The following is a 20,802-nucleotide window of genomic DNA, read 5'->3' as shown; positions in this document are numbered from 1 at the left end:
CCATGAGCCGACGCGTCTTCTGCGTCCACGACCAGACCGAAACCGACGGTCTGGATTTCATCCCTTGGCCGGGCGAACTGGGCAAGCAGGTCTTCGCCGAGATCGGCAAGCCGGCCTGGGCGCGCTGGCTGGCGCACCAGACCATGTTGATCAACGAGAACCGGCTGTCGCCGCTGGATCCCAAGCATCGGGCCTTCCTCGAAGGCGAGATGCGCAAGTACCTGTTCGAACGTCAGACCGGCAGCGTCGCCGGTTACGTACCCGCGTCCGACGCCTGATCCATCGACGGCACGCCGGCCGCGTTCTGCTTCTCCGCCGCGCGCACCGCCTTGACGTCGAGCGGGCGGATCTGGCGGATGTGGCACGGCATGCTGATCGACCCGCGGCTGCGCACCAGCACCTTGTCGAAGCGCGCGTTGACCCGCCCCATGCTGCTGGTCAGACCGATCGCGGGCGTGGAGCGCAGATCCTGGCAGGTGCCCGAGAGATCCAGCAACCAGGCCTCGCTGGGCCGCGTCCACACGATCAGTGCCGCATCGCCGAGCGGCGTCCAGCCGTTGATCGAACCCAGGTAACGGAAATGGTCGACGCGTGCACCGGCGTGCGCATCGTTGAGCGCGTACTTCTCCGCGTCTGTCATGTTCGACGTGGAGGCGCATGCCCCGAGCACGGACGTCGCGGCACACAACGCGGCGAGTGCCGCGTGTCGGAAGAAGGATGCGGCCATGGCGGTCTCCTGCGCGATCCGCGCGGCGATGGATGTCACGCGGATGATGCGCGTCCCGATGTGGTCACGTCGCCGACGGCGCATACGGCGTTCAGTCGCCGGCCGGCCGGCGCTGCGGTTACGCTGTCGCGCCCGCCCTGCTGGACACGCCGTGTCGAACGCGACCGCACCTGCCCGCCATCGCCAGGCCCTGATCTTCGCCGCGGGTCTGGGCGAGCGCATGCGGCCGCTGACCGACACCACGCCCAAGCCGTTGCTGGCGGCAGGCGGCAAGGCGCTGATCGTCTGGCATCTGGAAAAACTCGCTGCGCTGGGCGTGCGCGATGTCGTGGTCAACGTGTCCTGGCTCGCCGACCGGTTCGAACCCGCACTCGGCGACGGCAGCCGCTGGGGACTGCGGCTGCACTACTCGCACGAAGGCGCGCCACCACTGGAAACCGGCGGCGGCATGCTGCATGCGCTGCGCCTGCTCGACGATGCCCCCTTCATCGCGGTCAATGGCGACATCTGGAGCGATTGCGACTTCGCGCAGTTGCCGGCCGAGCCGGCAGGCGATGCGCATCTGGTGCTCGTCGACAATCCCGCGCACAACCCGGACGGCGATTTCGCGCTCGTCGACGCGCAGGTGCACAGCGACGGCGCGTCGAAGCTGACGTTCTCGGGGATCGGCGTCTATCGCCCCGCGCTGCTGCATCGCTGGCGCGACATCATCGGCAGCGCGCCCGGCGTCGATCTGCAGCCACCACGCTTCAAGCTCGCCCCCTTGCTGCGCGCGGCGATGATCAACGGCCGCGTGAGCGGTGCGCATCATGCTGGGCGCTGGACCGATGTCGGCACGCCGGAGCGGCTGGCGCAGCTGGATGCGGCGTTGCGCTAGAGATGTCCGCGAGGGTGGCGATGGGTCTCGCTGCGCGCCACCCATCCTACGAAGCGTATTTGCGGGCTGCCGCGCTCAGTCGAGCGCCAGCACCTGACGCACGAAGGGCACGGTCAGCCGGCGCTGCGAGGCAAGCGAGGCGTGATCGAGACGGTCCAGCAGCGCGGTGAGCGCGGGGAGATCGCGGTCGTGACGACGCAGCAGCCAGTCGATGGTGGCGGCGTCCACCTGCAGGCCGCGACGTTCGGCGCGCAGGCGCAAAAGATCATGACGGCCGGCGTCGTCGAGTACCGGCAACGGCACGCGGACGCACTGGCCTAGTCGCGAGCGCAGATCCGGCAGGCCGAGCGCGAGCGCGTCCGGCGACGCGGAGGCGGTGTAGAAGACCGCGCGGCCGGCATCGTGCAGACGGTTGTGCAGATCGAACAGCGCGACCTCGTCGTCGCGATCGCCGGCGATCGCATCGACGTCGTCGATCGCGACCAGATCGTGCCCATCGAGCGCCTGCGCGGCGTCGCGCAGGCGACCGGCGATGCCGCGCAGGGGCAGGTACACGGCGCGCCGGCCGAGCCGGTCGGCTTCCGCGCACAAGGCGATCGCGAGATGGGTCTTGCCGGTGCCCGAGGCGCCCTCGACGTAGAGCCCGCGGCGCACGCCGGCCAGCGCGAAATCGCGCAGTTGCGGCAGCAACGCGGCATCGTCGGCAACGAAGGTTTCGAGCCGCTGGTCCGGCGGATACCGGAGCGCCAGCGGCAGCTGGGGCGATGGACCACTCATGCCTGGCTCAACGCTCGCCGTCCGGATCCTTGCTGTCGGTCACGATGATCACCGGGCGTTGCGATGTCGCCGCGCCCGCGATCTCGATGTCCGGCTTGTCGCCGGCGTACAGGCGGCTGTGCGTGTAGCGCTCGTGCGCGAAGCGGAGCAGCACGTTGACGACCGCCGCCACCGGCAGCGCCAGCAGCATGCCGAGGAAGCCGAACAGCTGGCCACCCGCGAGCACCGCGAAGATCACCGCGACCGGATGCAGGCCGATCCGATCGCCGACCAGGCGCGGCGTCAGCACGTAGCTCTCGACCAGCTGGCCGATCGTGAACACCACGCCGATCAGGATCAGCAGCTGCCAGTCGAAGCCCTGCGCCTGCACGATGGCGGCGATCAGCGCGAGCAGAATGCCGACCGTCGCACCGAGATACGGAATGAAGCTGATCAAGCCGGCGACCATGCCGATCAGCAGGCCCAGACGCAGCCCCACGATCGACATGCCGACCGCGTAGATCGCGCCCTGCCCCAGCATCACCAGGAACTGGCCGCGCAGGAAACCGCCCAGCGATTCGCTGGTTTCGCGGGCGAGACGGGTCGCGGTGTCGATGTGGTCGCGCGGGATCAGCGCGGCCACGCGCTCGACCAGCAGGTCCCAGTCGCGCATGAAATAGAACGCCAGGATCGGCACCAGCACCAGATTGATGACCAGCGCGAGGATCGCGAAGCCCGAGCGCGATGCGTAGGCCAGCACCGTCGCCGCGACGCCCCCGGCCTGCTGCCAGTGGCCGCGGATCAGCTCGATCAGACGCTCGGTGTCGAGCCACGACATCACTTCGTAGCCGGTGCGCTGCTCGATCCACGGCAGCGCGGTGCCGAGCAGCCAGTCGCGGTACTGCGGCAGGCTGTCGATCAGGGTGACGATCTGCCGCTCGATCATCGGCACCAGGATGATCAGCACCAGCGCCAGCAGCAGCGTCATCAGCAGGAACACCAGCGTCACCGCGACCGCACGCGAACGGCCGCGACGCTCCAGGCGATCGACCAGCGGATCGCCGAGCCAGCCGAGCAGCAGCGCCAGCACGAACGGGGTGAGGATCGGGCCGAGCAGCCAGATCACGTAGCCGACGGCGAACGCCACCAGACCCCATTGCAGGCGCTTGAGGAAACGCGCGATGTCGGCGTTCGCGGGATCTGTCTGGATCATCGGTGGCGGTCCGTGCGGTACAGCGAAGAAGGGATCAACGCAGATGGAACACGGGCGTGACGCCCTCGATGTTGCCGTCGGCTTCGACGAACACGTTCTCGTCGGCCATGCGGCGGAAGCCGGTCAGGCCGGTGAGCAGGTCGAGCTGGACTTCCAGTCCCAGCGGCGTCGCCCGGACGGGACGGATGCCGCGCACCACCGACATGCGCTGCAGCTGCGCGGACAGCTTCACGTAGTCGGCGCTGCTGTTGATGCCGGAGAACACGATCGCCTGCGTCGACGGCGCACCGGTCGGGCTGGTGCGCGCATAGCGCTTGGTCAGTGCATCGGCCGCGCCGTCTGCGCCGCTGGCCAGCGTGCGGCGGGCATCGGCGCCTGTTTCGCTCCAGCGCGCGAGCACGCGACCGCTGTCGACGAAGATCCAGTCGGCCTTCCAGCCGGCGCCGTCGCGGTAGAGCTTGCCGATCAGCTGCATCGGCGGGTTGTAGCGCGACGAAATGCGCGCGACCGAAGCCGTGTCGCCGCGCCAGATCGCACCCACTGCGGCTTGTTCGGCGGCGTTGCCGGACGGCAGGCCGAGCCGGTAGCCGCGCTCGATCGCACGCTGCAGCGTCGGGCGGGCCACGTTGTTCTGCTGCAGCGCGACCAGACGCGGGCCGGAGCCGTCGTCGATCGCCAGCCACATCACCGGCTTGGGCCGCGGGTCCGGCCACACCGGCAGGCCCAGCGCGCCGGCGACGGCGTCCACGTCGTCCTGGCGGAAACGCACGACCAGGGTGGTGGTGAAGGTCGGCGAGCCGCGCGAGGACACGCCCTCGTCCTGACGGTAGTCGTAGCCCTCGACGTACTGCGCCGCGCGGCGGAGTTCCTGCGACACGCCGGGGCGCTGGGCGGCGTTGCGGTCGCCCGACAGCTTGCCCAGCACCTGCGCCAGCGCGCGGGTGAAGCCGGCCTCGCGCTCGGATTCGCTCTGGCTGCGCACCGGAATCTCGGCCGCATACAGGCCCACGGCCGCGGCCCGGTCGCCTTCCACGCGCTGCGCGGAGGCGGCTCCCGACACGGCGAACGTGCCCAGCAGCGCGGCCAGCAGCCACGTCATCATGTTGAACGAGCGCTTCGGGCGGTGCATCCGGCAAGTCCTGGATCGGGGCGTCATCGAGGCGCGATGGTGCCATAAACGATGCGGACGGTCCGTGGCGACGCCGATGCACGGGCCACGACTGCGGGCCGGCCGGCTGCTAAAATCCGCGGTCTTCCCGCCTTGCGACGGTTGCCGTGACTGCCCCCACTCCCCTGACCTACCGCGATGCAGGCGTCGATATCGACGCGGGCAACGCACTCGTCGAACGCATCAAGCCGCTGGTCAAGCGCAGCTTCCGGCCCGAGGTCATGGGTGGCCTGGGCGGTTTCGGCGCGCTGTTCGACCTCTCGGGCAAGTACCGCGAACCGGTGCTGGTCTCCGGCACCGACGGCGTGGGCACCAAGCTCAAGCTGGCCCAGCAGTTCGGCCGCCACGACACGATCGGCATCGATCTGGTCGCGATGTGCGTCAACGACGTGCTGGTGCAGGGCGCCGAGCCGCTGTTCTTCCTCGACTACTTCGCCACCGGCAAGCTCGACATCGACACCACCGCGTCGGTCATTGGCGGCATCGCCCGCGGCTGCGAGCTGTCGGGTTGCGCGCTGATCGGTGGCGAGACGGCCGAGATGCCGGACATGTACGGCATCGGCGAATACGACCTGGCCGGCTTCACCGTCGGCGCGGTGGAAAAGTCCGAGCTGCGCGACGGCAGCAAGGTGCAGGCCGGCGACGTGCTGGTCGGCATCGCATCGAGCGGCCCGCACTCCAACGGCTATTCGCTGATCCGCCGCATCTTCGAACGCGCCGGCCGACCGACCGATGTCGAAGTCGGCGGCGTCAATCTGGTCGACGCGCTGATGGCGCCGACCACGCTCTACGTCAAGCCGGTGCTGGAACTGCTGCGTGGTGATCTCGGCCCGCAGCTGCATGCGATGGCCCACGTCACCGGCGGCGGCCTGACCGAGAACATCATCCGCGTGATTCCCGACGGCCTCGGCCTGACGATCGACGCAAAATCCTGGCCGCAGCCGCCGGTGTTCGAGTGGCTGCAGCGCGAAGGCGCCGTCGCCGATCACGAGATGTGGCGCACGTTCAACTGCGGCATCGGCTTCGTGCTGGTGGTGCCGGCCGACAGCGTGGCTGCGTTCGGCGCCGCGCTCGAGGGTCTGGATCTCGCCCACTGGACGATCGGCGAGGTCGTGAAGACGGATGGCGGCGACCGTGTCCTTATCGCTTGAGGAGGCGATCGAGCGCGCGCGGGACGATGAACATCTGCGCCTGCTCGCGATCTTCCATTACGTGCTGGCGGCGTTTACAGCCATGTTCGCCCTGCTGCCGACGCTGCATCTGGTGATGGGCATCGGCATCCTGACCGGGCACCTGCCGCCGGGCGACGCAGATGCCCGGTTCGTGGGCGGCATTCTTGTCGCGATCGCGCTGACCTTCATCACGATGGGCCTCGGCTTTGCGGCGGTGCTGGCCTGGACCGCACGCAATCTCTCGAACAGGCGCCGACATCTGGCCTGCCTGATCGTCGCAGGTCTGTGCTGCGCGATTGCGCCGTTCGGCACCGTGCTGGGTGTCTGCTCTCTGATCGTCCTGTTACGGCCGGCCGTCAAGGCGCGGTTCGCGGCAGCCTGAGATGCCACTGCGCATCGCAGTCTTGGCCTCGGGTCGCGGCACCAATCTGCAGGCGATCCTCGACGCGATCGCGGCCGGCACGCTGGACGCCGAGGTCATCGGCGCCTGGTCCGACCGCAAGGACGCGCAGGCGCTGGTGCGCGCCCGCGACGCGGGACTGCAGGCCCGTGCGATCCGCCCGCGCGACTTCGCCGATCGCGCCGCGCACGATGCCGCGCTGTTCGACGCCCTCGATGCCGCGGAGCCCGACCTGATCGTCTGCGCCGGCTACATGCGCCTGATCGGCGCCGGGGTGATGACCGCGCGCGCCGGCAGGATGATCAACATCCATCCCTCGCTGCTGCCCGACTTCAAGGGCCTGCACACGCACCAGCGCGCGCTCGATGCCGGCGTGCCGGAACACGGCGCCAGCGTGCATTACGTGACCGCCGAGCTCGACGGCGGCCCGGTCGTCGCGCAGGCGCGGGTGCCGGTGCTGCCCGGCGACGATGCCGGGACGCTGTCGGCGCGCGTGCTGGGCCGGGAACATCCGCTGCTGCTGGAGACATTGCGCTGGATCGCCGCCGGCCGCGTGCGGCTGCATGAAGACGGCGTTCATGTCGACGGCCAACGCGCCGCCGCGCCGCTTCAGCTGGCAGCCACCGACCGCTTCGCATGATGCCCGTCCTATGCGCGCCCTCCTCTCCCTGTTCGCGACTGCCCTGCTGATCGTCGCTTGGCCCACGGCCGCGCGCGGTGCCGGGCTGGAGCCGTTCGTCGCGACCTACGACGCCTGGTATCAGGGCAAGCAGGCCGGCACGGCGACGATGCGCCTGCAACCGCAGGGCGCGCAGTGGCAGGTGGATCTGGGCATCCGCGGCAATCGCGGTTTTGCCGGCATCCTCGGTCTGAATCTGGAACAGGACACCGTGTTCGACGTCGTCGGTACCGTCTACCGCCCGCTGCGCCAGAGCACGACGCGCAAGGCCGCGGTGTTCTTCAACCGCAAGGTCGAAGGCGTCTACGACTGGGCCCACAACGTCGCACGCTGGACCGGCGATCTGAGCAAGCGTCGCCGCGATCCGGTACCGCTGCAGTCCGGCGACATGAGCGCTCTGCTGATCAATCTGGCGGTGATGCGCGACGCCGCGCCGAACGCCGCCTTGCAGTACCGCTTCGTCGACGGCGGCCGCGTGCGTCAATACGCGTACCAGGCGGCGGCCGAGCCGGAGCTCGTGCAGGTCGGCGACATCAGCTATTCGGCGTTGCGCGTTTCACGAACCAACGGCGGCAACGACGAGATGATCATCTGGGTTGCGGACGGCGTACCGACGCCGGTCCGGATCCTGCAACGCGAAAATGGCGAGGACGCGGTGGACCTGCGCCTGGTCGAATACCAAGGAGCACCATGATGAAGACACGAGCCCCCATGACCCGACTGCTGACCGCTACCGGTGCTGCGCTGCTGGCCTTCGCTGCGCTGCCCGCGCTGGCGATCGAGCCGTTCACCGCGACCTACCAGGCCAACTACATGGGCATGCGCGCGCAGGCGAACATGAATCTCGCGCAGGAAGGCGGCAACCGCTGGAAGTACGGCCTGCAGGTCGCCGGCGCCGGTGCGCGTCTGGAACAGTCGACCACGTTCGAAGCGAACGGCGAGCAGTGGCGCCCGGTGTCGAGCAGCGATTCGCAGCGCGGCGAATCCGGCCTCGCGGCGATGCTGATGAAGAACCGCGAACTCAACACCACCTACGACTGGAACGCGGGCGAGGCCCGTTTCGCAGGCGACGTGCGCGAAGGCCAGAGCGCGCCGGTGAAGCTGCAGACCGGCGATCTCGACGGCATGCTGATGAACCTCGTGCTGGTGCGCGACGTGCAGGCCGGCAAGTCGCCGCTGCGCTACCGGCTGGTCGAGGACGGCCGTGCCAAGCGCCAGCTGTTCGAGCGCCAGGGCACCGAGCAGGTCACGGTGGGCGGCAAGTCGATGCAGGCGACCAAGGTCGTGCGCACCGACGGTCGCCGCGAAATCATCGCGTGGATCGTCGACGACATGCCGGTGCCGGCACGTCTGCTGCAGCGTCGCGACGGCAAGGACCACATCGACATGCGCCTGCAGTCGGTCAACTGATCCACGCGCATCGCGTCATGCAAAAGGCCCCGCATCGCGGGGCCTTTTTTCTCGTGCGGGCGACTGCGCGTCAGGGCGCGGTTTCGGTCCTGCACTCCACCCGGATCGATTCGGCCGAGCCGCGCCGACGGTAGTCGACGCAGCTGCGGTTGCCGTCCTGCGTGCGCACCGCGGTGATGGTGAAGAAGCCCTGCAGCACCTCGCCGCGGGTCAGTTCACCGTCCTCGTTCCAGTCCATCTCCTTGAACGGCATCCCGCTGAGCGCCGCGGCATTGGTGTAGCGCATCCAGCCCAGCGCGAGCAGCACCACCGCGATCGTCGCGAACAGTGCGATGCGGCGGTTCGACAACCGGCCCCTGAACGCCATGACCTACTTCACCCGCCGGATGCGTGCGCCCAGACCGGACAGCTTGCGTTCGATGTGCTCATAGCCGCGGTCGAGGTGGTAGATGCGGTCGATCGTCGTGTCGCCGTCGGCCACCAGGCCGGCGAGGATCAGCGATGCCGAAGCGCGTAGATCGGTCGCCATCACCGGCGCGCCACTGAGACGCTCGACGCCGTGCACGCTGGCGCGCGGGCCGTCGATGTCGATCTCCGCGCCGAGGCGCATCAGCTCGCTGACGTGCATGAAACGGTTCTCGAAGATCGTTTCGTCGATCGTGCCGGTGCCTTCGGCGACACAGTTCATCGCCATGAACTGCGCCTGCATGTCGGTCGGGAAACCGGGGTGCGGCGCGGTGACGATGTCGATCGCGCGCGGGCGACGGCCCTGCATGTCGACGGTGACGCGATCGCCGTCGATCTCGACCGTCCCGCCCGCGTGGCGCAGGCGTTCGATCACCGCGCCCAGCGTGTCCGGACGCGCACCGACCGCGGTCACGCGGCCGCCGGTCATCGCCGCGGCCACGAGGAAGGTGCCGGTCTCGATGCGGTCGGCGACGACGGCATGCGTGGCGCCGTGCAGACGCTCGACGCCGCGCACTTCGATGCGCGAAGTGCCCGCGCCGCGGATGTCGGCGCCCATCGCGATCAGGCATTCGGCCAGATCGACGATCTCCGGCTCGCGCGCGGCGTTGTCGATCAGCGTGGTGCCGTCGGCGAGCGTCGCCGCCATCAGCACGTTCTCGGTCGCGCCGACGCTGATCGTCTCGAACACCACGTGGCCGCCGCGCAGACGCTCGGCCTGCGCGCGGATGAAACCGTGCTCGACGGTGATCGTCGCGCCCAGCGCCTCGAGCGCCTTGATGTGCAGATCCACCGGGCGCGCACCGATCGCGCAGCCACCCGGCAGCGAGACTTCCGCCGCGCCGTACTTGGCCAGCAACGGGCCGAGCACGAGGATCGAGGCGCGCATCGTGCGCACCAGTTCGTACGGTGCGACATGGCTGGTCACGCTGCGCGGATCGACGGTGACGCGCCCGTTCTCGACGTCGTGCTCCACGCCCGCGCCCAGACCCGACAGCAGCTTGGTCGTCGTCAGCACGTCGTGCAGATGCGGCACGTTGGTGACTTCGACCGGCGCATCGGCGAGCAGGGTCGCGCACAGGATCGGCAGCACGGCGTTCTTGGCACCGGAAATGCGCACTTCGCCCTGCAGCGTCGCGCCGCCGGTGACGATGATCTTGTCCATCAGCCCTGCCCTGCGCCGGCGGCCGCGTGTTCGTCGGGCGTCTTCGTGTTGAGTGCGAGCGCGTGGATCTCGCGACCCATCAGCGCGCCGAGCGTCGCATACACCATGCGGTGACGCGCCAGCGGCAGCTTGCCGGCGAATGCGGGCGAGACGACCAGCGCCTCGAAGTGCACGCCGTCGTCGCCCTGCACGTGCACCACGGCGTCGGGCAGACCCTGCTGGATAAGGTCGGTGATGGTCTGGGTATCCAAGAATCGGGTCCTGTGGCCGCGCTGCCGGGCCGTGAACGTCGCTGCGACCGCTGCGTGAAGCGCGGATGAGCCGTCATCGCCGACGCCGCCTGTCGCGGGGCATTCACGCCGGAAAGCGCATAAAATGAACGGCTTAGCCTAACGGAAAAGCCCTGTGCCGGATATGGTCGACCACCCCCGTGATGATGCCGCTGCGCGGTCCGATTTCGCGGCCAGCGGACGACGTGTCTTCGCGGTCGAGGTCGAAGGTCTGCAGGCAGTGGCCGCGCGGCTGGATGGTGAATTCTCCGCCGCCTGCGCGCGCATCCTCGAATGCCGCGGCCGCGTGGTCTGCATGGGCATGGGCAAGTCGGGCCACGTCGCCCGCAAGATCGCCGCCACCTTCGCATCGACCGGCACCCCGGCCTTCTATGTGCACCCGGGCGAAGCCGGCCACGGGGATCTGGGCATGATCACCGACGCCGACGTGGTGCTGGCGCTGTCGTACTCGGGCGAATCCGACGAGATCCTGATGCTGCTGCCGGTGCTCAAGCGCCAGGGCAACGCCCTGATCGCGGTGACCGGACGCGCCGCCTCGACGATGGCCATGGCCGCCGATATCCACCTCGACATCAGCGTGCCGGCCGAAGCCTGTCCGCTGGCGCTGGCGCCCACGGCGAGCACGACGGCGTCGCTGGCGATGGGCGATGCGCTGGCGGTCGCGCTGCTGGAAGCGCGCGGCTTCACGGCCGACGACTTCGCCCGCTCGCACCCGGCCGGCGCGCTCGGTCGCCGCCTGCTGCTGCACATCCGCGACGTCATGCACGGTGGCGGCGAGATTCCGACCGTGCCTGCCGACGCCTCGCTGGCCGATGCTCTGCTGGAGATGAGCCGCAAGCGGCTGGGCATGACCGTGGTCGTCGACGAAGCCCAGCGCCTGATCGGCCTCTATACAGACGGCGACCTGCGGCGCACGCTGACCGATCCGGCGCTCGACGTCCGCGATGCCCGCATCGCCGACGTGATGACCCGCGATCCGATCGCGATCGCGGCCGATGCGCTCGCGGTCGAGGCCGCGCGCCTGATGGAAACCCGCAAGATCACCATGCTGCCGGTCATCGACGGCGATCGCCGGGTGGTCGGGGCGCTGAACATCCAGGACCTGCTGCGCGCTCGCGTGGTCTGAGCCGGCGCCCATTCATCCGATGCCCGATACTTTCGAAACCATGCCCGACGCTTCCGCCCCCTTCGCCGATGTCTCCGACGCGATCCTCGCCCGCGCTGCCCGCGTGCGCCTGGCGTGCTTCGATGTCGACGGCACGCTGACCGACGGCAGCCTGGGCTTCGACAGCGACGGCCGCGAGATCAAGACCTTCCATGTCCACGACGGCCAGGGCCTGGTACTGCTGCGCAAGGTCGGCATCGCGGTCGCACTGGTGACGGCGCGCAAGGGTGGCATCGTCGAGCGCCGCGCGGCCGATCTCGGCGTGGAGGCGCATGTGCACGTCGCCGACAAGCGCGAGCGCGTCGAATCGCTGAGCGCCTCGCTCGGCATCACGTTGGACGAAGTCGCCTTCATGGGTGATGACCTGGCCGATGTCGGCGTGATGCGCGCCGTCGGTTTCGCCGTGTCGCCCGCCGACGCGCACGCCTGCGCCGGCGACAGCGCGCACTGGCGCACTCGCGCCAACGGTGGCCGCGGCGCAGGGCGTGAGCTGTGCGATCTGATCCTGCACGCGCAGGGTCGCCTGGCCGGCATCCATGCCGATGGGCGGGTCTCGTGAACTGGCGCCTGACCCTGACCGTGGTGCTGCTGCTCGGCGCGCTGATTTCCGGCTGGTCGGCCTGGCGGCAGAAGGACACGATCGTCTCGGAAGATCCGGCCGACGGTCGCACCGACTATCTGCTGCGCGACTTCGACATCGTCGCCCTCGACAACGAAGGCCGCGAAGCGTTCTCGCTGCAGGCGCCGCAGCTGCAGCAGACGCCCGGCGCGCGCACGCTCGAACTCGTGACCCCGCTGTTCCACGTCCCGGAAAAAGAAGGCGACGGCCGCTGGGAGATCCGCTCGAAGACCGGCTGGGTGTCCGAGGACAACCAAGAAGTCCGCCTGCGCGGCGAGGTCACCGCCGACAGCCCCGAAGGCAGCCCGCGTCCGACCCGCATGCGCACCGAGGCCATGAACGTCTTTCCGCAACGCAACCAGGCCACGTCCGACGCGCTGGTCGACGTCGAACAGCCCGGTTCTACAATGCAGGGCACCGGCATGCGTGCCGACCTCGATTCGGGACGGATCGAGCTTCTTTCCAAGGTGAAATTCCGCAATGAACCGAATTCCCGCCGCTAGTCTGTTTCTGGTCGCCGCGCTGGCCGTGCCGATGGGCGCGGCCGCGAAGTCGTCCGACCGCAACCAGCCGCTCGACGTCGACGCGGGTGGAAGTGACTGCTCGGTCAGTGACGAACGGCTGCCGTGCCTGCTCACCAGCGGCGTGACGATCACCCAGGGCACGCTCGAGATCCAGGCCACGCGCGCCGACCTGCGCCGCAGCAGCGGTGAGTTCCAGCGCGTGATCCTCAACGGCGGCCCGGTGAAGATGAAGCAGCAGATGGACGACGGTGGCTGGGTCGACGCGACCGCCGCCCAGGCCGACTACAACATGACCAGCGACACCGTCGTGCTGACCGGCAATGCCGTCGTCAACCAGCCGGGCCAGGGCAAGATCGAAGGCCAGCGCATCGTCTACAACATGTCGACCGGCCGGGTGCAGGGCGGCGGCGAAGGCCAGGGCCGCGTGCGCATGCAGTTCCAGCCGCGCAACCAGACGCCGGCGCAGCCGGCGCCCGCAGCGCAGGGCGGCCGCTGATGCTCGTCGCCGAAGGTCTGCGCAAGAGTTACAAGCAGCGCGAGGTCGTCAAGGAATTCGGGCTGACGCTCGAATCGGGCGAGGTCGTCGGTCTGCTCGGCCCCAACGGCGCCGGCAAGACCACCTGCTTCTACATGATCGTCGGCCTGGTACCGGCCGATGCCGGGCGCATCGTGCTCGACGGCCACGACATCACCGCCGAGCCGATGTACACCCGCGCCAAGCGCGGCGTCGGCTACCTGCCGCAGGAACCGTCGGTGTTCCGCAAGCTCAGCGTCGCCGACAACATCATGCTGGTGCTGGAGCTGCGCGAGGATCTCGACAAGGCCGGCCGCCAGAAGACGCTGGCCGACCTGATGGACGAGCTGCAGATCACCCACGTCGCCGACCAGGCCGGCGCCAGCCTGTCGGGTGGCGAGCGGCGCCGGGTCGAGATCGCCCGCGCACTGGCCGCGAATCCGCGCATGATGCTGCTCGACGAACCCTTCGCCGGCGTCGACCCGATCTCGGTCGGCGAGATCCAGCGGATCGTCACCCATCTCAAGGAACGCGGGATCGGCGTGCTGATCACCGACCATAACGTCCGCGAGACCTTGGGGATCTGTGACCGGGCGTATATCCTCAGTGACGGCGGCGTGCTCGCGCAGGGGGCTCCGGAAGCACTGCTGGCCAATCCAGACGTGCGTCGTGTCTACCTGGGGGAATCCTTCCGTCTGTAGTCGGCGCACGCATCCGGCCAGGGAGTTCCGGAGTCGATGAAGCCACGTCTGCAGACATCGCTGGGGCAACATCTGGTTCTGACGCCGCAACTGCGTCAGGCCTTGCATCTGCTCCAGTTGTCGACGGTGGAACTCGAAACCGAGATCATCACCGCGGTCGAGAGCAATCCGCTGCTCGACTGGGAAGAACCCGAGTCCATCTCCGCGCAGCCGCTGTCCGAACGCGGCACTCCGCAGGACCAGGACGACACCCGCCAGGACCGTGACGACAACGGCCGCGACGGCGATGCAGAACCTCCCGCCGCCTGGGATGGCGACGACGGCTGGAACGAGCGCGGCAGCGGCAGCGGTCAGGGCCACGGCGACAACGATGGCGACGGCGATGCCGCCGATCGCATGATTCAGTCGGAAAGCCTGCAGGACCACCTGTCCTGGCAGCTGCACCTGAGCACCATGTCCGCGCGCGACCGCAACATCGGCGTGGCGCTGATCGACGCGATCGACGACGACGGCTATCTGCGCGAATCGCTGGACGACATCGTCGCGGCGCTGCTGCCGGAAACACGCGCGACCGTCGGTGAAGTCGCCGCGGTGCTGTGCCGCGTGCAGCGGTTCGACCCGGTCGGCGTCGGCGCGCGCGATCTGGGCGAATGCCTGCGCCTGCAACTCGAACCGCTGCACGTCGACACACCCGGTCGCGCGGTGGCGCTGCTGGCCGCGCGCGATCACATCGAACGTCTGCCGAAACTCGGCGCGCCGGGACTGGCGGATGCGCTGGGCTGTCCGCCCGCGGAAGCCGCGACCGCCCTGCAGTTGCTGCGCAGTCTCGATCCGCGCCCGGGCGCGCAGATCGGCAACGTGCCGCACGACAACTACGTGACGCCCGATTGCGTGATCGCGCGGCAGAACGGCGTCTGGAAAGTCACGCTCGCCGGCTCGCATTTTCCGCGCGTGACGATCCATCGCGGCTACGAGCAGATGATCCAGCACGCGGGCGCCAGCGATGCCGGCTATCTCAAGGGACGTCTGCAGGAAGCGCGCTGGCTGCTGAAGAACATCGAGGCACGCGGCGAAACCCTGCTCAAGGTCGTTCGCTGTCTGGTGCGGCAGCAGTCGGGGTTTCTCGAGTTCGGCAAGCGCGCATTGCGCCCGCTGACGCTGCGCGAAGTCGCCGAGGAGATCGGCATGCATGAATCCACGGTGTCGCGCGCGGTCGCACGCAAGTGGGTGCACACGCCGCGCGGCACGCTGTCGCTGAAGGACTTCTTCGATTCCGGCGTCGGTACCGAGGGTGGCGGCGAGGCGTCGAGCACCGCGATCCAGCAGATGATCCGCAGCCTCGTCGACGCCGAAGACCCACGTAAACCGCTGTCTGACGCGCGCCTGGCCGACCTGCTCAAGGCCGCCGGTGTGCCCGTCGCGCGCCGTACGGTGGCCAAGTACCGCGAAGCGCTGCACATCGTCTCGTCGCACGAGCGCGTTCGCATCGCCTGAACTTCCGGTTCCCTAAGTTGGTCCCAGAGACGTGACGGACGGCGCTTGCACCGGGCCTCCGCCGCGCTACTCTGGACCCGATCGTTCGCGTCGATCGCGGACGGGTCCTTCCCGAACCGTTGAAGGAGGTTGCTGATGCATGTCGAGACCCATGGCCACCAGCTCGAGGTGACGCCCGCACTGCGAGAGCACGTGGACACCAAGTTCCAGAAGCTCGCCAAGCACTTTGATCAGCCACTGCACGTGCGTGTCCAGCTCAGTGTCGAAAAGCTGCTCCACAAGGCCGAGGCGACCGCCATCATCGCCGGCAAGACGTTCCACGCCGATGCGAGTGCGGCCGACATGTACGCCGCGATCGACCAGCTGACCGACAAAGTCGACCGCCTGCTGGTCAAGCACCGCAAGAAGGTCGTCGACCATCACCGCGGTGAGAGCCCTGCACGCGACGGCACTTTCGGCTAGGCTGCTGCTCCCACGAATTGCCTCCGGGCCACGCGCGGCATGTCCTTCTCCGATCTGCTCTCGGCCGACCGCATCGTGATGCTGGTCGCTCCCGGTTCCCGCGATGTCGTACTGGACTCCGCCGCGCGGTTGCTCGCCGGCAATTCCCCGACGCTGACCCCGTTGCTCGGCCACGCACTGCGTGAGCGCGAGCAACTGGGCAGCACCGGCATCGGTCGCGGCGTCGCGATTCCGCACGCACGCAGCACCGCGTTCCGCGAACCGCGCGCCGCGTTCCTGCGGCTTTCGCACCCGATCGATTTCGGTGCCACCGACGGCCAGCCGGTGGATCTGGTGTTCGCGATGTGCGTGCCCGACCACCAGGTCGAACAGCATCTGCAGACGCTGTCGGGACTGGTCGAACATTTTTCCAACGCCGACTTCCGCGACGATCTGCGCGCCGCGCCCGATCTCGCCCGATTGCGCAGTCTGCTGCTCGACGCCGCCCCGCTCGCCGACACGGTCCGCGCGTGAACGCGAGCATCCAGGCGCAGGAACTGTTCGCGCAGTTGCACGAGCGCCTGGGCCTGCGCTGGCTCGCGGGCCAGCACGGCGGCCGCAAGGTGCTCGAATCGATCGAAACGGTCGCGCGCCGGCCTTCGCTCGCCGGCTATCTCAACATCATCTATCCCAACAAGGTGCAGATCCTCGGCACCGAGGAACTGGCCTGGCTCGACGGGCTGGACTCGCGCCTGCGCTGGGAAACGATCGAGCGGGTGATCCAGTACCGTCCGCTCGCGCTGGTCATCAGCAAGGACCAGCCCTGCCCCGAGGATCTGCGCGAGGCGGCCGAGGAATCGCAGACACCGCTGTGGACCTCGCCCAACCGCGGCCATGAACTGCTGAACCTGCTGCAGTACCACCTGGCGCGCCAGCTGGCGCCGCGCATCACCCTGCATGGCGTTTTCATGGAGGTGTATTCGATCGGTGTGCTGATCACCGGCGAGTCGGGGTCGGGCAAGAGCGAGCTGGCGCTGGAACTCATCACGCGCGGCCACCGGCTCGTCGCCGACGACGCGCCCGAGTTCACCCAGATCGCGCCCGACGTGCTCGACGGCACCTGCCCCGAACTGCTGCAGGACCTGCTGGAACTGCGCGGTCTCGGCGTGCTCAACATCCGCGAGATGTTCGGCGACACCGCCGTGAAGCGGAACAAGTATCTGCGCCTGATCATCCATCTCAGCCGGCCCAACGCCGACACGATGGCCGGCGATGGCGACGGCATGGTGCGCCTGACCGGTGACCTGGGCATGCGTCGCGTGCTGGATCTCGACGTGCCGCTGATCACCCTGCCGGTCATGCCCGGTCGCAACCTCGCGGTGCTCGCCGAAGCCGCCACGCGCATCCACATCCTGCGCACCAAGGGTCTCGACCCGGCCGCGGCCTTCCTCGCCCGGCATTCGCAATTCCTCGAGCGGGGTGCGCCGTGAGCGATACGACGCCGCCGCTGTTCTACGTCGTCAGTGGTCTGTCGGGCAGCGGGAAGTCGGTCGCGCTGCGCACGTTCGAGGATCTGGATTTCTACTGCGTCGACAACCTGCCCGCGGGCATGCTCGCCGACTTCGTCGCCAATCTGACGCGCGCCGACGAGCCGCCGAGACGGCTGGCGGTGGGCATCGACGTGCGCAACCGCCACACCGATCTGTCGAAGGTGCCCGGCTGGCTCTCAGATGTCGGCGCACTCGGCCTCGACCCGCGGCTGGTGTTCTTCGAGACCGGCAACGAAGTGCTGCTGCGACGCTTCGCCGACACCCGCCGACGCCATCCGCTGAGCCGGGTCGGCCTGTCGCTGGCCGATGCGATCGCGCTGGAGCGCAATCTGCTGCGTCCGCTGCGCAGTCTCGCCGACACGGTCATCGACACCAGCGATCTCAACGTCCACCAGTTGCGTCGACGCATCATCACCGAGCTGGATCTCGCCCAGGACCAGTCGGTCTCGCTGCTGTTCGAATCCTTCGCCTACCGGCGCGGCGTGCCGGCCGATGCGGATTTCGTGTTCGACGCGCGTGCGCTGCCGAACCCGCACTGGGATCCGCGGCTGCGCCCGTTGTCGGGTCGCGATGCCGACGTGCGTACCTGGTTCGAAGGCCAGGAGGACGTGGGTGAATTCATCGCACAGGTCTCGCAGTTCCTGGGCAACTGGTTGCCGCGGCTGCGCAGCGACACGCGCAGCTACGTGACCGTCGCCTTCGGCTGCAGTGGCGGTCGCCATCGCTCGGTGTATCTGGCCGAGACGCTGGCACGGCACGCGCGCGAACAGGGCTGGCGCGACGTCGCGACCTATCACCGCGAACTCGACTGACGCCTGCGGCAACGCAGCATCGACGCGCACGGATGCAGCGTCGCGCGCACGACGCTTCCGGGCGATCCCCCTGCTCTGCTAACGTCCACGGATGGCCGTCGGCGTACTTCTAATGACCCACGAGGGGATCGGTTCCGCGATGCTCGCGGTGGCGACCCGTCTGATGCAGCAGCTGCCGTTGAAGACGGACGTGTTCGAAATGCCGTTCGACGAGGATCCCGACGTCGCATTGCCCCGCGCGAGTGCGGCGATGCGGCGTGTCGACGGTGGCGACGGCGTGCTGATCCTGACCGATCTCTACGGCGCCAGCCCGAGCAACGTCGCCGCGCAGCTCGCGCGTCTGGGCACACCGGCCAGACGCGTCTCGGGTTTGAGCCTGCCGATGCTGCTCAGGGTCATGAACTATCCTGAGCAGGCGCTCGACGACCTGCCGGCCACCGCCGCGGCAGGCGCCCGGAACGGTGTCCTGCTCGACGATGCCTGAGTCGCACCGCTCCGCCCTCTTTCCCCCGCGCCGTACCAGGACTGCTCCCCGATGATCGAACGCGAACTGCTCGTCGCCAACAAGCTCGGCCTGCACGCCCGTGCGACCGCCAAGCTGGTGCAGGTGCTGTCGGGCTTCCGCTGCAACGCCACGCTCGTCGCCAAGGGCCGCGAGGTCAACGCCAAGAGCATCATGGGCGTGATGCTGCTGGCCGCCGGGCACGGCACCCAGGTCGTGCTGCGACTCGATGGCGAGGACGATGCCGCCGCGATGGAGGCGGCTGCCGCGTTGTTCGAACGCAGGTTCGACGAGGAGGGCTGATGCGGCAGGGGCTCCACGGACAGGGTGCCTCCCGCGGCAGCGCGCTCGGTCGCGCACGCGTGCGCGAACCGCATGCACTGGAAGTGGCCGAGGTGCGCATCGCGCCGTCCGAGGCCGAAGCGGAACTGGCGCGGCTGCATGCCGCGATCGAACAGGTGCGTGGCGAGATCCGCGCGATGCGCGACCAGCTGCACGGCGCACTGGCGCACGAGGTCGGCGAATTCCTCGACCTGCACACCCTGCTGCTCGAAGACCCGGAACTGCTGCAGGGCCTCGACGAACTCGTGCGCTCCGGCCTGTACGGCGCCGACTACGCCCTGCGCCTGCAACGTGATCGACTCGCGGCCGTGTTCGAAGGCATGGACGATGCCTATTTCCGCAGCCGCATCGAGGACATCGACCACGTCATCGGGCGCGTGCACGCCGCGCTGCACGACCACGAGGCGGAACTGCAGGGCGTCGCCGGCGAAATCCTGGTCACCGATGCGATCGCGCCGTCGGAGATCGGCCGTCTGCACGCCCAGGGCGTGCTCGGCATCGTGACTTCGGGCGGCAGCATGCTGTCGCACACCGCGATCCTCGCCCGCAGCCTGCACCTGCCGCTGATCGTCAATGCGCCGCAGGCGCTGGGCGCGATCAACGACGGCGACGTGCTGGTCATCGACGGCAGCACCGGCGAGATCGTCGTCGAGCCGGGCCCGAGCGATCTGCGCATCTACCGCGCGCGCCTGCGCGAGGAGAAGCGCGAGCGCAAGCAGCTGCGCCGCCTGCGGCGCGAGCCCAGCAAGACGCTCGACGGCGTCGACATCCGGCTGTACGCCAATGCCGAATCGCGCGAGGACGTTGCCGAGGCGCACGCGCTGGGCGCGGCCGGCATCGGCCTGTACCGCACCGAATTCCTGTTCCTGCAGGGTCGCGAGGTGCCGGACGAGGAAGCGCAGTTCCGCGCGTATCGCGATCTCGTGCTGGGCATGACCGGCCGCACGGTGACCATCCGCACGCTCGACATCGGCGCCGACAAGGCCGACAACAGCGGCCTCGCGCTGCGCAACGAGCCCAATCCCGCGCTCGGCCTGCGCGGCGTGCGCCTGTCGATGGCGCGCACCGGCCTGCTGGAAACCCAGCTGCGTGCGATCGCACGCGCCTCGGGCTACGGCCCGGTGCGGATCCTGGTGCCGATGGTCAGTGGACGCGAGGAGATCGTCGCCGTGCGGCAGATGCTCACGCGCGTGCTGCAGGATCTCGCGCGCGAGGGTCAGGAGACCGCCGTGCAGATCGCGCTCGGCGCGATGATCGAAGTGCCGTCGGCGGCGATCGCGTTGCCGACCTTCGCCCGCGATCTCGATTTCATTTCCATCGGCACCAACGATCTCGTCCAATACCTGCTCGCGGCCGACCGCAACAACGACGCGCTCGGCGATCTGTATTCGCCGCTGCACCCGGCCGTGCTGCGACTGGTGCACAGCGTCGTGCGCGTCGCCCGCGCGCGCGGCATGCCGGCTTCCATCTGCGGCGAGATCGCCGGCGATGCCCGTTTCACGCCGCTTTTGCTCGCGCTCGGCATCGAAGAACTGAGTCTGCATCCATCGCCGTTGCTCGAAGTGCGCCGCGCGATCCGCGCGCTCGACCTCGGCCATCTGCGTGCCCGCGCACCAGCGCTGCTGCGCGCCCGCGACCGCGCCGGCATCGAGCGCTGGCTCGACGCGGTGCAGCCGGTGCACGCCGCCGACTGAATCCGCGCACGCGTCGCGGCTGCCTGCGAAGGCTGTCGCTCCGGTTGCCGCGCGTGTCGCGAGCGCCGCCCGCATGAAGCCCACCTGCCCGCCGACGCACGGACGATGGCGTAAGACGTGCG

27 protein-coding genes are annotated in these 20,802 nt (G+C 68.9%); 20 read left to right on the top strand and 7 right to left on the bottom strand.

What is annotated here, in order from left to right; all coding sequences use genetic code 11:
• Positions 1-2: 2 nt before the first annotated feature.
• Positions 3-278: an oxidative damage protection protein gene (locus V3391_RS11675; RefSeq protein WP_310236905.1), complete on the top strand. Its 276-nt coding sequence runs from the start codon at positions 3-5 to the stop codon at positions 276-278.
• Here V3391_RS11675 and V3391_RS11670 read toward each other — a convergent pair.
• Complete coding sequence (locus V3391_RS11670; protein ID WP_332078577.1) at positions 254-727, bottom strand: DUF6491 family protein; 474 nt, start codon at positions 725-727, stop codon at positions 254-256. The genes V3391_RS11675 and V3391_RS11670 overlap by 25 nt on opposite strands.
• A gap of 151 nt (positions 728-878) precedes the next feature.
• Between V3391_RS11670 and murU the strand changes: the two genes are divergently transcribed.
• Positions 879-1,604, top strand: coding sequence for an N-acetylmuramate alpha-1-phosphate uridylyltransferase MurU (gene murU / locus V3391_RS11665; RefSeq protein ID WP_332078576.1), 726 nt, complete (start codon positions 879-881; stop codon positions 1,602-1,604).
• Positions 1,605-1,679: 75 nt separating this feature from the next.
• Here the strand turns inward: murU and hda are convergent, their stop codons facing one another.
• The 3 genes from hda to V3391_RS11650 are packed head-to-tail and all read right to left on the bottom strand — an operon-like array spanning position 1,680 to position 4,702.
• Positions 1,680-2,381, bottom strand: a complete 702-nt coding sequence (gene hda / locus V3391_RS11660) for a DnaA regulatory inactivator Hda (RefSeq protein WP_332078575.1) — start codon at positions 2,379-2,381, stop codon at positions 1,680-1,682.
• Between the two features lie 7 nt (positions 2,382-2,388).
• On the bottom strand, positions 2,389-3,573 hold the full coding sequence (locus V3391_RS11655) for an AI-2E family transporter (protein WP_332078574.1): 1,185 nt from the start codon (positions 3,571-3,573) through the stop codon (positions 2,389-2,391).
• Between the two features lie 34 nt (positions 3,574-3,607).
• Complete coding sequence (locus tag V3391_RS11650; RefSeq protein WP_332078573.1) at positions 3,608-4,702, bottom strand: DUF2066 domain-containing protein; 1,095 nt, start codon at positions 4,700-4,702, stop codon at positions 3,608-3,610.
• Between the two features lie 146 nt (positions 4,703-4,848).
• Here V3391_RS11650 and purM point away from each other — a divergent pair, with 146 nt between their 5' ends.
• From purM to V3391_RS11625, 5 genes are read left to right on the top strand one after another with little or no spacing between them, the layout of a single operon-like run.
• Positions 4,849-5,892, top strand: a complete 1,044-nt coding sequence (gene purM / locus V3391_RS11645; RefSeq protein ID WP_332078572.1) for a phosphoribosylformylglycinamidine cyclo-ligase — start codon at positions 4,849-4,851, stop codon at positions 5,890-5,892.
• Complete coding sequence (locus V3391_RS11640; protein WP_332078571.1) at positions 5,864-6,295, top strand: hypothetical protein; 432 nt, start codon at positions 5,864-5,866, stop codon at positions 6,293-6,295. The genes purM and V3391_RS11640 overlap by 29 nt, the downstream gene beginning before the upstream one ends.
• A gap of 1 nt (position 6,296) precedes the next feature.
• Complete coding sequence (purN, locus tag V3391_RS11635) at positions 6,297-6,953, top strand: phosphoribosylglycinamide formyltransferase (RefSeq protein WP_332078570.1); 657 nt, start codon at positions 6,297-6,299, stop codon at positions 6,951-6,953.
• 10 nt (positions 6,954-6,963) lie between these two features.
• Complete coding sequence (locus V3391_RS11630) at positions 6,964-7,686, top strand: DUF3108 domain-containing protein (protein WP_332078568.1); 723 nt, start codon at positions 6,964-6,966, stop codon at positions 7,684-7,686.
• Between the two features lie 17 nt (positions 7,687-7,703).
• Positions 7,704-8,402, top strand: coding sequence for a DUF3108 domain-containing protein (locus V3391_RS11625; protein ID WP_332078567.1), 699 nt, complete (start codon positions 7,704-7,706; stop codon positions 8,400-8,402).
• A gap of 70 nt (positions 8,403-8,472) precedes the next feature.
• Here V3391_RS11625 and V3391_RS11620 read toward each other — a convergent pair whose 3' ends face one another.
• From V3391_RS11620 to V3391_RS11610, 3 genes are read right to left on the bottom strand one after another with little or no spacing between them, the layout of a single operon-like run.
• The gene (locus tag V3391_RS11620) at positions 8,473-8,769 is read right to left on the bottom strand and encodes a hypothetical protein (RefSeq protein WP_332078566.1); all 297 of its coding nucleotides are present in this window, start codon (positions 8,767-8,769) and stop codon (positions 8,473-8,475) included.
• Positions 8,770-8,772: 3 nt separating this feature from the next.
• Positions 8,773-10,032, bottom strand: a complete 1,260-nt coding sequence (gene murA / locus V3391_RS11615; RefSeq protein ID WP_332078565.1) for a UDP-N-acetylglucosamine 1-carboxyvinyltransferase — start codon at positions 10,030-10,032, stop codon at positions 8,773-8,775.
• Positions 10,032-10,283: a BolA family protein gene (locus V3391_RS11610; RefSeq protein WP_232137043.1), complete on the bottom strand. Its 252-nt coding sequence runs from the start codon at positions 10,281-10,283 to the stop codon at positions 10,032-10,034. Before V3391_RS11610 ends, murA begins: the two co-directional genes overlap by 1 nt.
• A 163-nt stretch (positions 10,284-10,446) precedes the next feature.
• Between V3391_RS11610 and V3391_RS11605 the strand changes: the two genes are divergently transcribed.
• From V3391_RS11605 to ptsP, 13 genes are all read left to right on the top strand, one after another.
• On the top strand, positions 10,447-11,448 hold the full coding sequence (locus V3391_RS11605; protein ID WP_332078564.1) for a KpsF/GutQ family sugar-phosphate isomerase: 1,002 nt from the start codon (positions 10,447-10,449) through the stop codon (positions 11,446-11,448).
• 40 nt (positions 11,449-11,488) lie between these two features.
• Positions 11,489-12,046 (top strand): KdsC family phosphatase, encoded by a 558-nt coding sequence (locus tag V3391_RS11600; protein WP_332078563.1) that lies wholly within the window; start codon positions 11,489-11,491, stop codon positions 12,044-12,046.
• Entirely contained in the window at positions 12,043-12,609 is a 567-nt protein-coding gene (gene lptC / locus V3391_RS11595) for an LPS export ABC transporter periplasmic protein LptC (protein ID WP_232137047.1), read from the top strand. The genes V3391_RS11600 and lptC overlap by 4 nt, the downstream gene beginning before the upstream one ends.
• Positions 12,587-13,126, top strand: a complete 540-nt coding sequence (gene lptA, locus V3391_RS11590) for a lipopolysaccharide transport periplasmic protein LptA (protein ID WP_232149058.1) — start codon at positions 12,587-12,589, stop codon at positions 13,124-13,126. The genes lptC and lptA overlap by 23 nt, the downstream gene beginning before the upstream one ends.
• The gene (gene lptB / locus V3391_RS11585; RefSeq protein ID WP_232137050.1) at positions 13,126-13,845 is read left to right on the top strand and encodes an LPS export ABC transporter ATP-binding protein; all 720 of its coding nucleotides are present in this window, start codon (positions 13,126-13,128) and stop codon (positions 13,843-13,845) included. Before lptA ends, lptB begins: the two co-directional genes overlap by 1 nt.
• Positions 13,846-13,881: 36 nt before the next feature.
• Positions 13,882-15,339 carry an RNA polymerase factor sigma-54 gene (locus V3391_RS11580; protein ID WP_332078562.1) on the top strand — a complete coding sequence of 486 codons (1,458 nt, stop codon included), beginning with the start codon at positions 13,882-13,884 and terminating at the stop codon, positions 15,337-15,339.
• Between the two features lie 135 nt (positions 15,340-15,474).
• The gene (gene hpf, locus V3391_RS11575; RefSeq protein WP_232137053.1) at positions 15,475-15,801 is read left to right on the top strand and encodes a ribosome hibernation-promoting factor, HPF/YfiA family; all 327 of its coding nucleotides are present in this window, start codon (positions 15,475-15,477) and stop codon (positions 15,799-15,801) included.
• 39 nt (positions 15,802-15,840) lie between these two features.
• Positions 15,841-16,314, top strand: coding sequence for a PTS sugar transporter subunit IIA (locus tag V3391_RS11570; RefSeq protein ID WP_332078561.1), 474 nt, complete (start codon positions 15,841-15,843; stop codon positions 16,312-16,314).
• Positions 16,311-17,270, top strand: a complete 960-nt coding sequence (hprK, locus tag V3391_RS11565) for an HPr(Ser) kinase/phosphatase (protein ID WP_332078560.1) — start codon at positions 16,311-16,313, stop codon at positions 17,268-17,270. Before V3391_RS11570 ends, hprK begins: the two co-directional genes overlap by 4 nt.
• Entirely contained in the window at positions 17,267-18,142 is an 876-nt protein-coding gene (gene rapZ / locus V3391_RS11560; RefSeq protein ID WP_332078559.1) for an RNase adapter RapZ, read from the top strand. Before hprK ends, rapZ begins: the two co-directional genes overlap by 4 nt.
• A gap of 91 nt (positions 18,143-18,233) precedes the next feature.
• Positions 18,234-18,626, top strand: coding sequence for a PTS sugar transporter subunit IIA (locus V3391_RS11555; protein ID WP_332078558.1), 393 nt, complete (start codon positions 18,234-18,236; stop codon positions 18,624-18,626).
• A 51-nt stretch (positions 18,627-18,677) separates the two neighbouring features.
• Entirely contained in the window at positions 18,678-18,947 is a 270-nt protein-coding gene (locus V3391_RS11550; protein WP_332078557.1) for an HPr family phosphocarrier protein, read from the top strand.
• Positions 18,947-20,680, top strand: coding sequence for a phosphoenolpyruvate--protein phosphotransferase (gene ptsP, locus V3391_RS11545; protein WP_332078556.1), 1,734 nt, complete (start codon positions 18,947-18,949; stop codon positions 20,678-20,680). The genes V3391_RS11550 and ptsP overlap by 1 nt, the downstream gene beginning before the upstream one ends.
• Positions 20,681-20,802: the final 122 nt, after the last annotated feature.

Origin of the sequence: Luteimonas flava (genome assembly GCF_036584485.1) — a bacterium.
Taxonomy (GTDB): domain Bacteria; phylum Pseudomonadota; class Gammaproteobacteria; order Xanthomonadales; family Xanthomonadaceae; genus Luteimonas; species Luteimonas flava.
The sequence above is the reverse complement of the archived record's forward strand: the minus strand, read 5'-3'. Positions and strand labels throughout refer to the sequence as shown.

Coding starts and splice junctions, on each gene's coding strand:
- V3391_RS11675 (WP_310236905.1), top strand. CDS start 3: ATGAGCCGACGCGTCTTCTGCGTCCACGACCAGACCGAAACCGACGGT.
- V3391_RS11670 (WP_332078577.1), bottom strand. CDS start 727: ATGGCCGCATCCTTCTTCCGACACGCGGCACTCGCCGCGTTGTGTGCC.
- hda (WP_332078575.1), bottom strand. CDS start 2,381: ATGAGTGGTCCATCGCCCCAGCTGCCGCTGGCGCTCCGGTATCCGCCG.
- V3391_RS11655 (WP_332078574.1), bottom strand. CDS start 3,573: ATGATCCAGACAGATCCCGCGAACGCCGACATCGCGCGTTTCCTCAAG.
- V3391_RS11650 (WP_332078573.1), bottom strand. CDS start 4,702: ATGCACCGCCCGAAGCGCTCGTTCAACATGATGACGTGGCTGCTGGCC.
- V3391_RS11640 (WP_332078571.1), top strand. CDS start 5,864: ATGGCGGCGACCGTGTCCTTATCGCTTGAGGAGGCGATCGAGCGCGCG.
- purN (WP_332078570.1), top strand. CDS start 6,297: ATGCCACTGCGCATCGCAGTCTTGGCCTCGGGTCGCGGCACCAATCTG.
- V3391_RS11630 (WP_332078568.1), top strand. CDS start 6,964: ATGCGCGCCCTCCTCTCCCTGTTCGCGACTGCCCTGCTGATCGTCGCT.
- V3391_RS11625 (WP_332078567.1), top strand. CDS start 7,704: ATGACCCGACTGCTGACCGCTACCGGTGCTGCGCTGCTGGCCTTCGCT.
- V3391_RS11620 (WP_332078566.1), bottom strand. CDS start 8,769: ATGGCGTTCAGGGGCCGGTTGTCGAACCGCCGCATCGCACTGTTCGCG.
- murA (WP_332078565.1), bottom strand. CDS start 10,032: ATGGACAAGATCATCGTCACCGGCGGCGCGACGCTGCAGGGCGAAGTG.
- V3391_RS11605 (WP_332078564.1), top strand. CDS start 10,447: ATGGTCGACCACCCCCGTGATGATGCCGCTGCGCGGTCCGATTTCGCG.
- V3391_RS11600 (WP_332078563.1), top strand. CDS start 11,489: ATGCCCGACGCTTCCGCCCCCTTCGCCGATGTCTCCGACGCGATCCTC.
- lptA (WP_232149058.1), top strand. CDS start 12,587: ATGAACCGAATTCCCGCCGCTAGTCTGTTTCTGGTCGCCGCGCTGGCC.
- lptB (WP_232137050.1), top strand. CDS start 13,126: ATGCTCGTCGCCGAAGGTCTGCGCAAGAGTTACAAGCAGCGCGAGGTC.
- V3391_RS11580 (WP_332078562.1), top strand. CDS start 13,882: ATGAAGCCACGTCTGCAGACATCGCTGGGGCAACATCTGGTTCTGACG.
- hpf (WP_232137053.1), top strand. CDS start 15,475: ATGCATGTCGAGACCCATGGCCACCAGCTCGAGGTGACGCCCGCACTG.
- V3391_RS11570 (WP_332078561.1), top strand. CDS start 15,841: ATGTCCTTCTCCGATCTGCTCTCGGCCGACCGCATCGTGATGCTGGTC.
- V3391_RS11555 (WP_332078558.1), top strand. CDS start 18,234: ATGGCCGTCGGCGTACTTCTAATGACCCACGAGGGGATCGGTTCCGCG.
- V3391_RS11550 (WP_332078557.1), top strand. CDS start 18,678: ATGATCGAACGCGAACTGCTCGTCGCCAACAAGCTCGGCCTGCACGCC.
- ptsP (WP_332078556.1), top strand. CDS start 18,947: ATGCGGCAGGGGCTCCACGGACAGGGTGCCTCCCGCGGCAGCGCGCTC.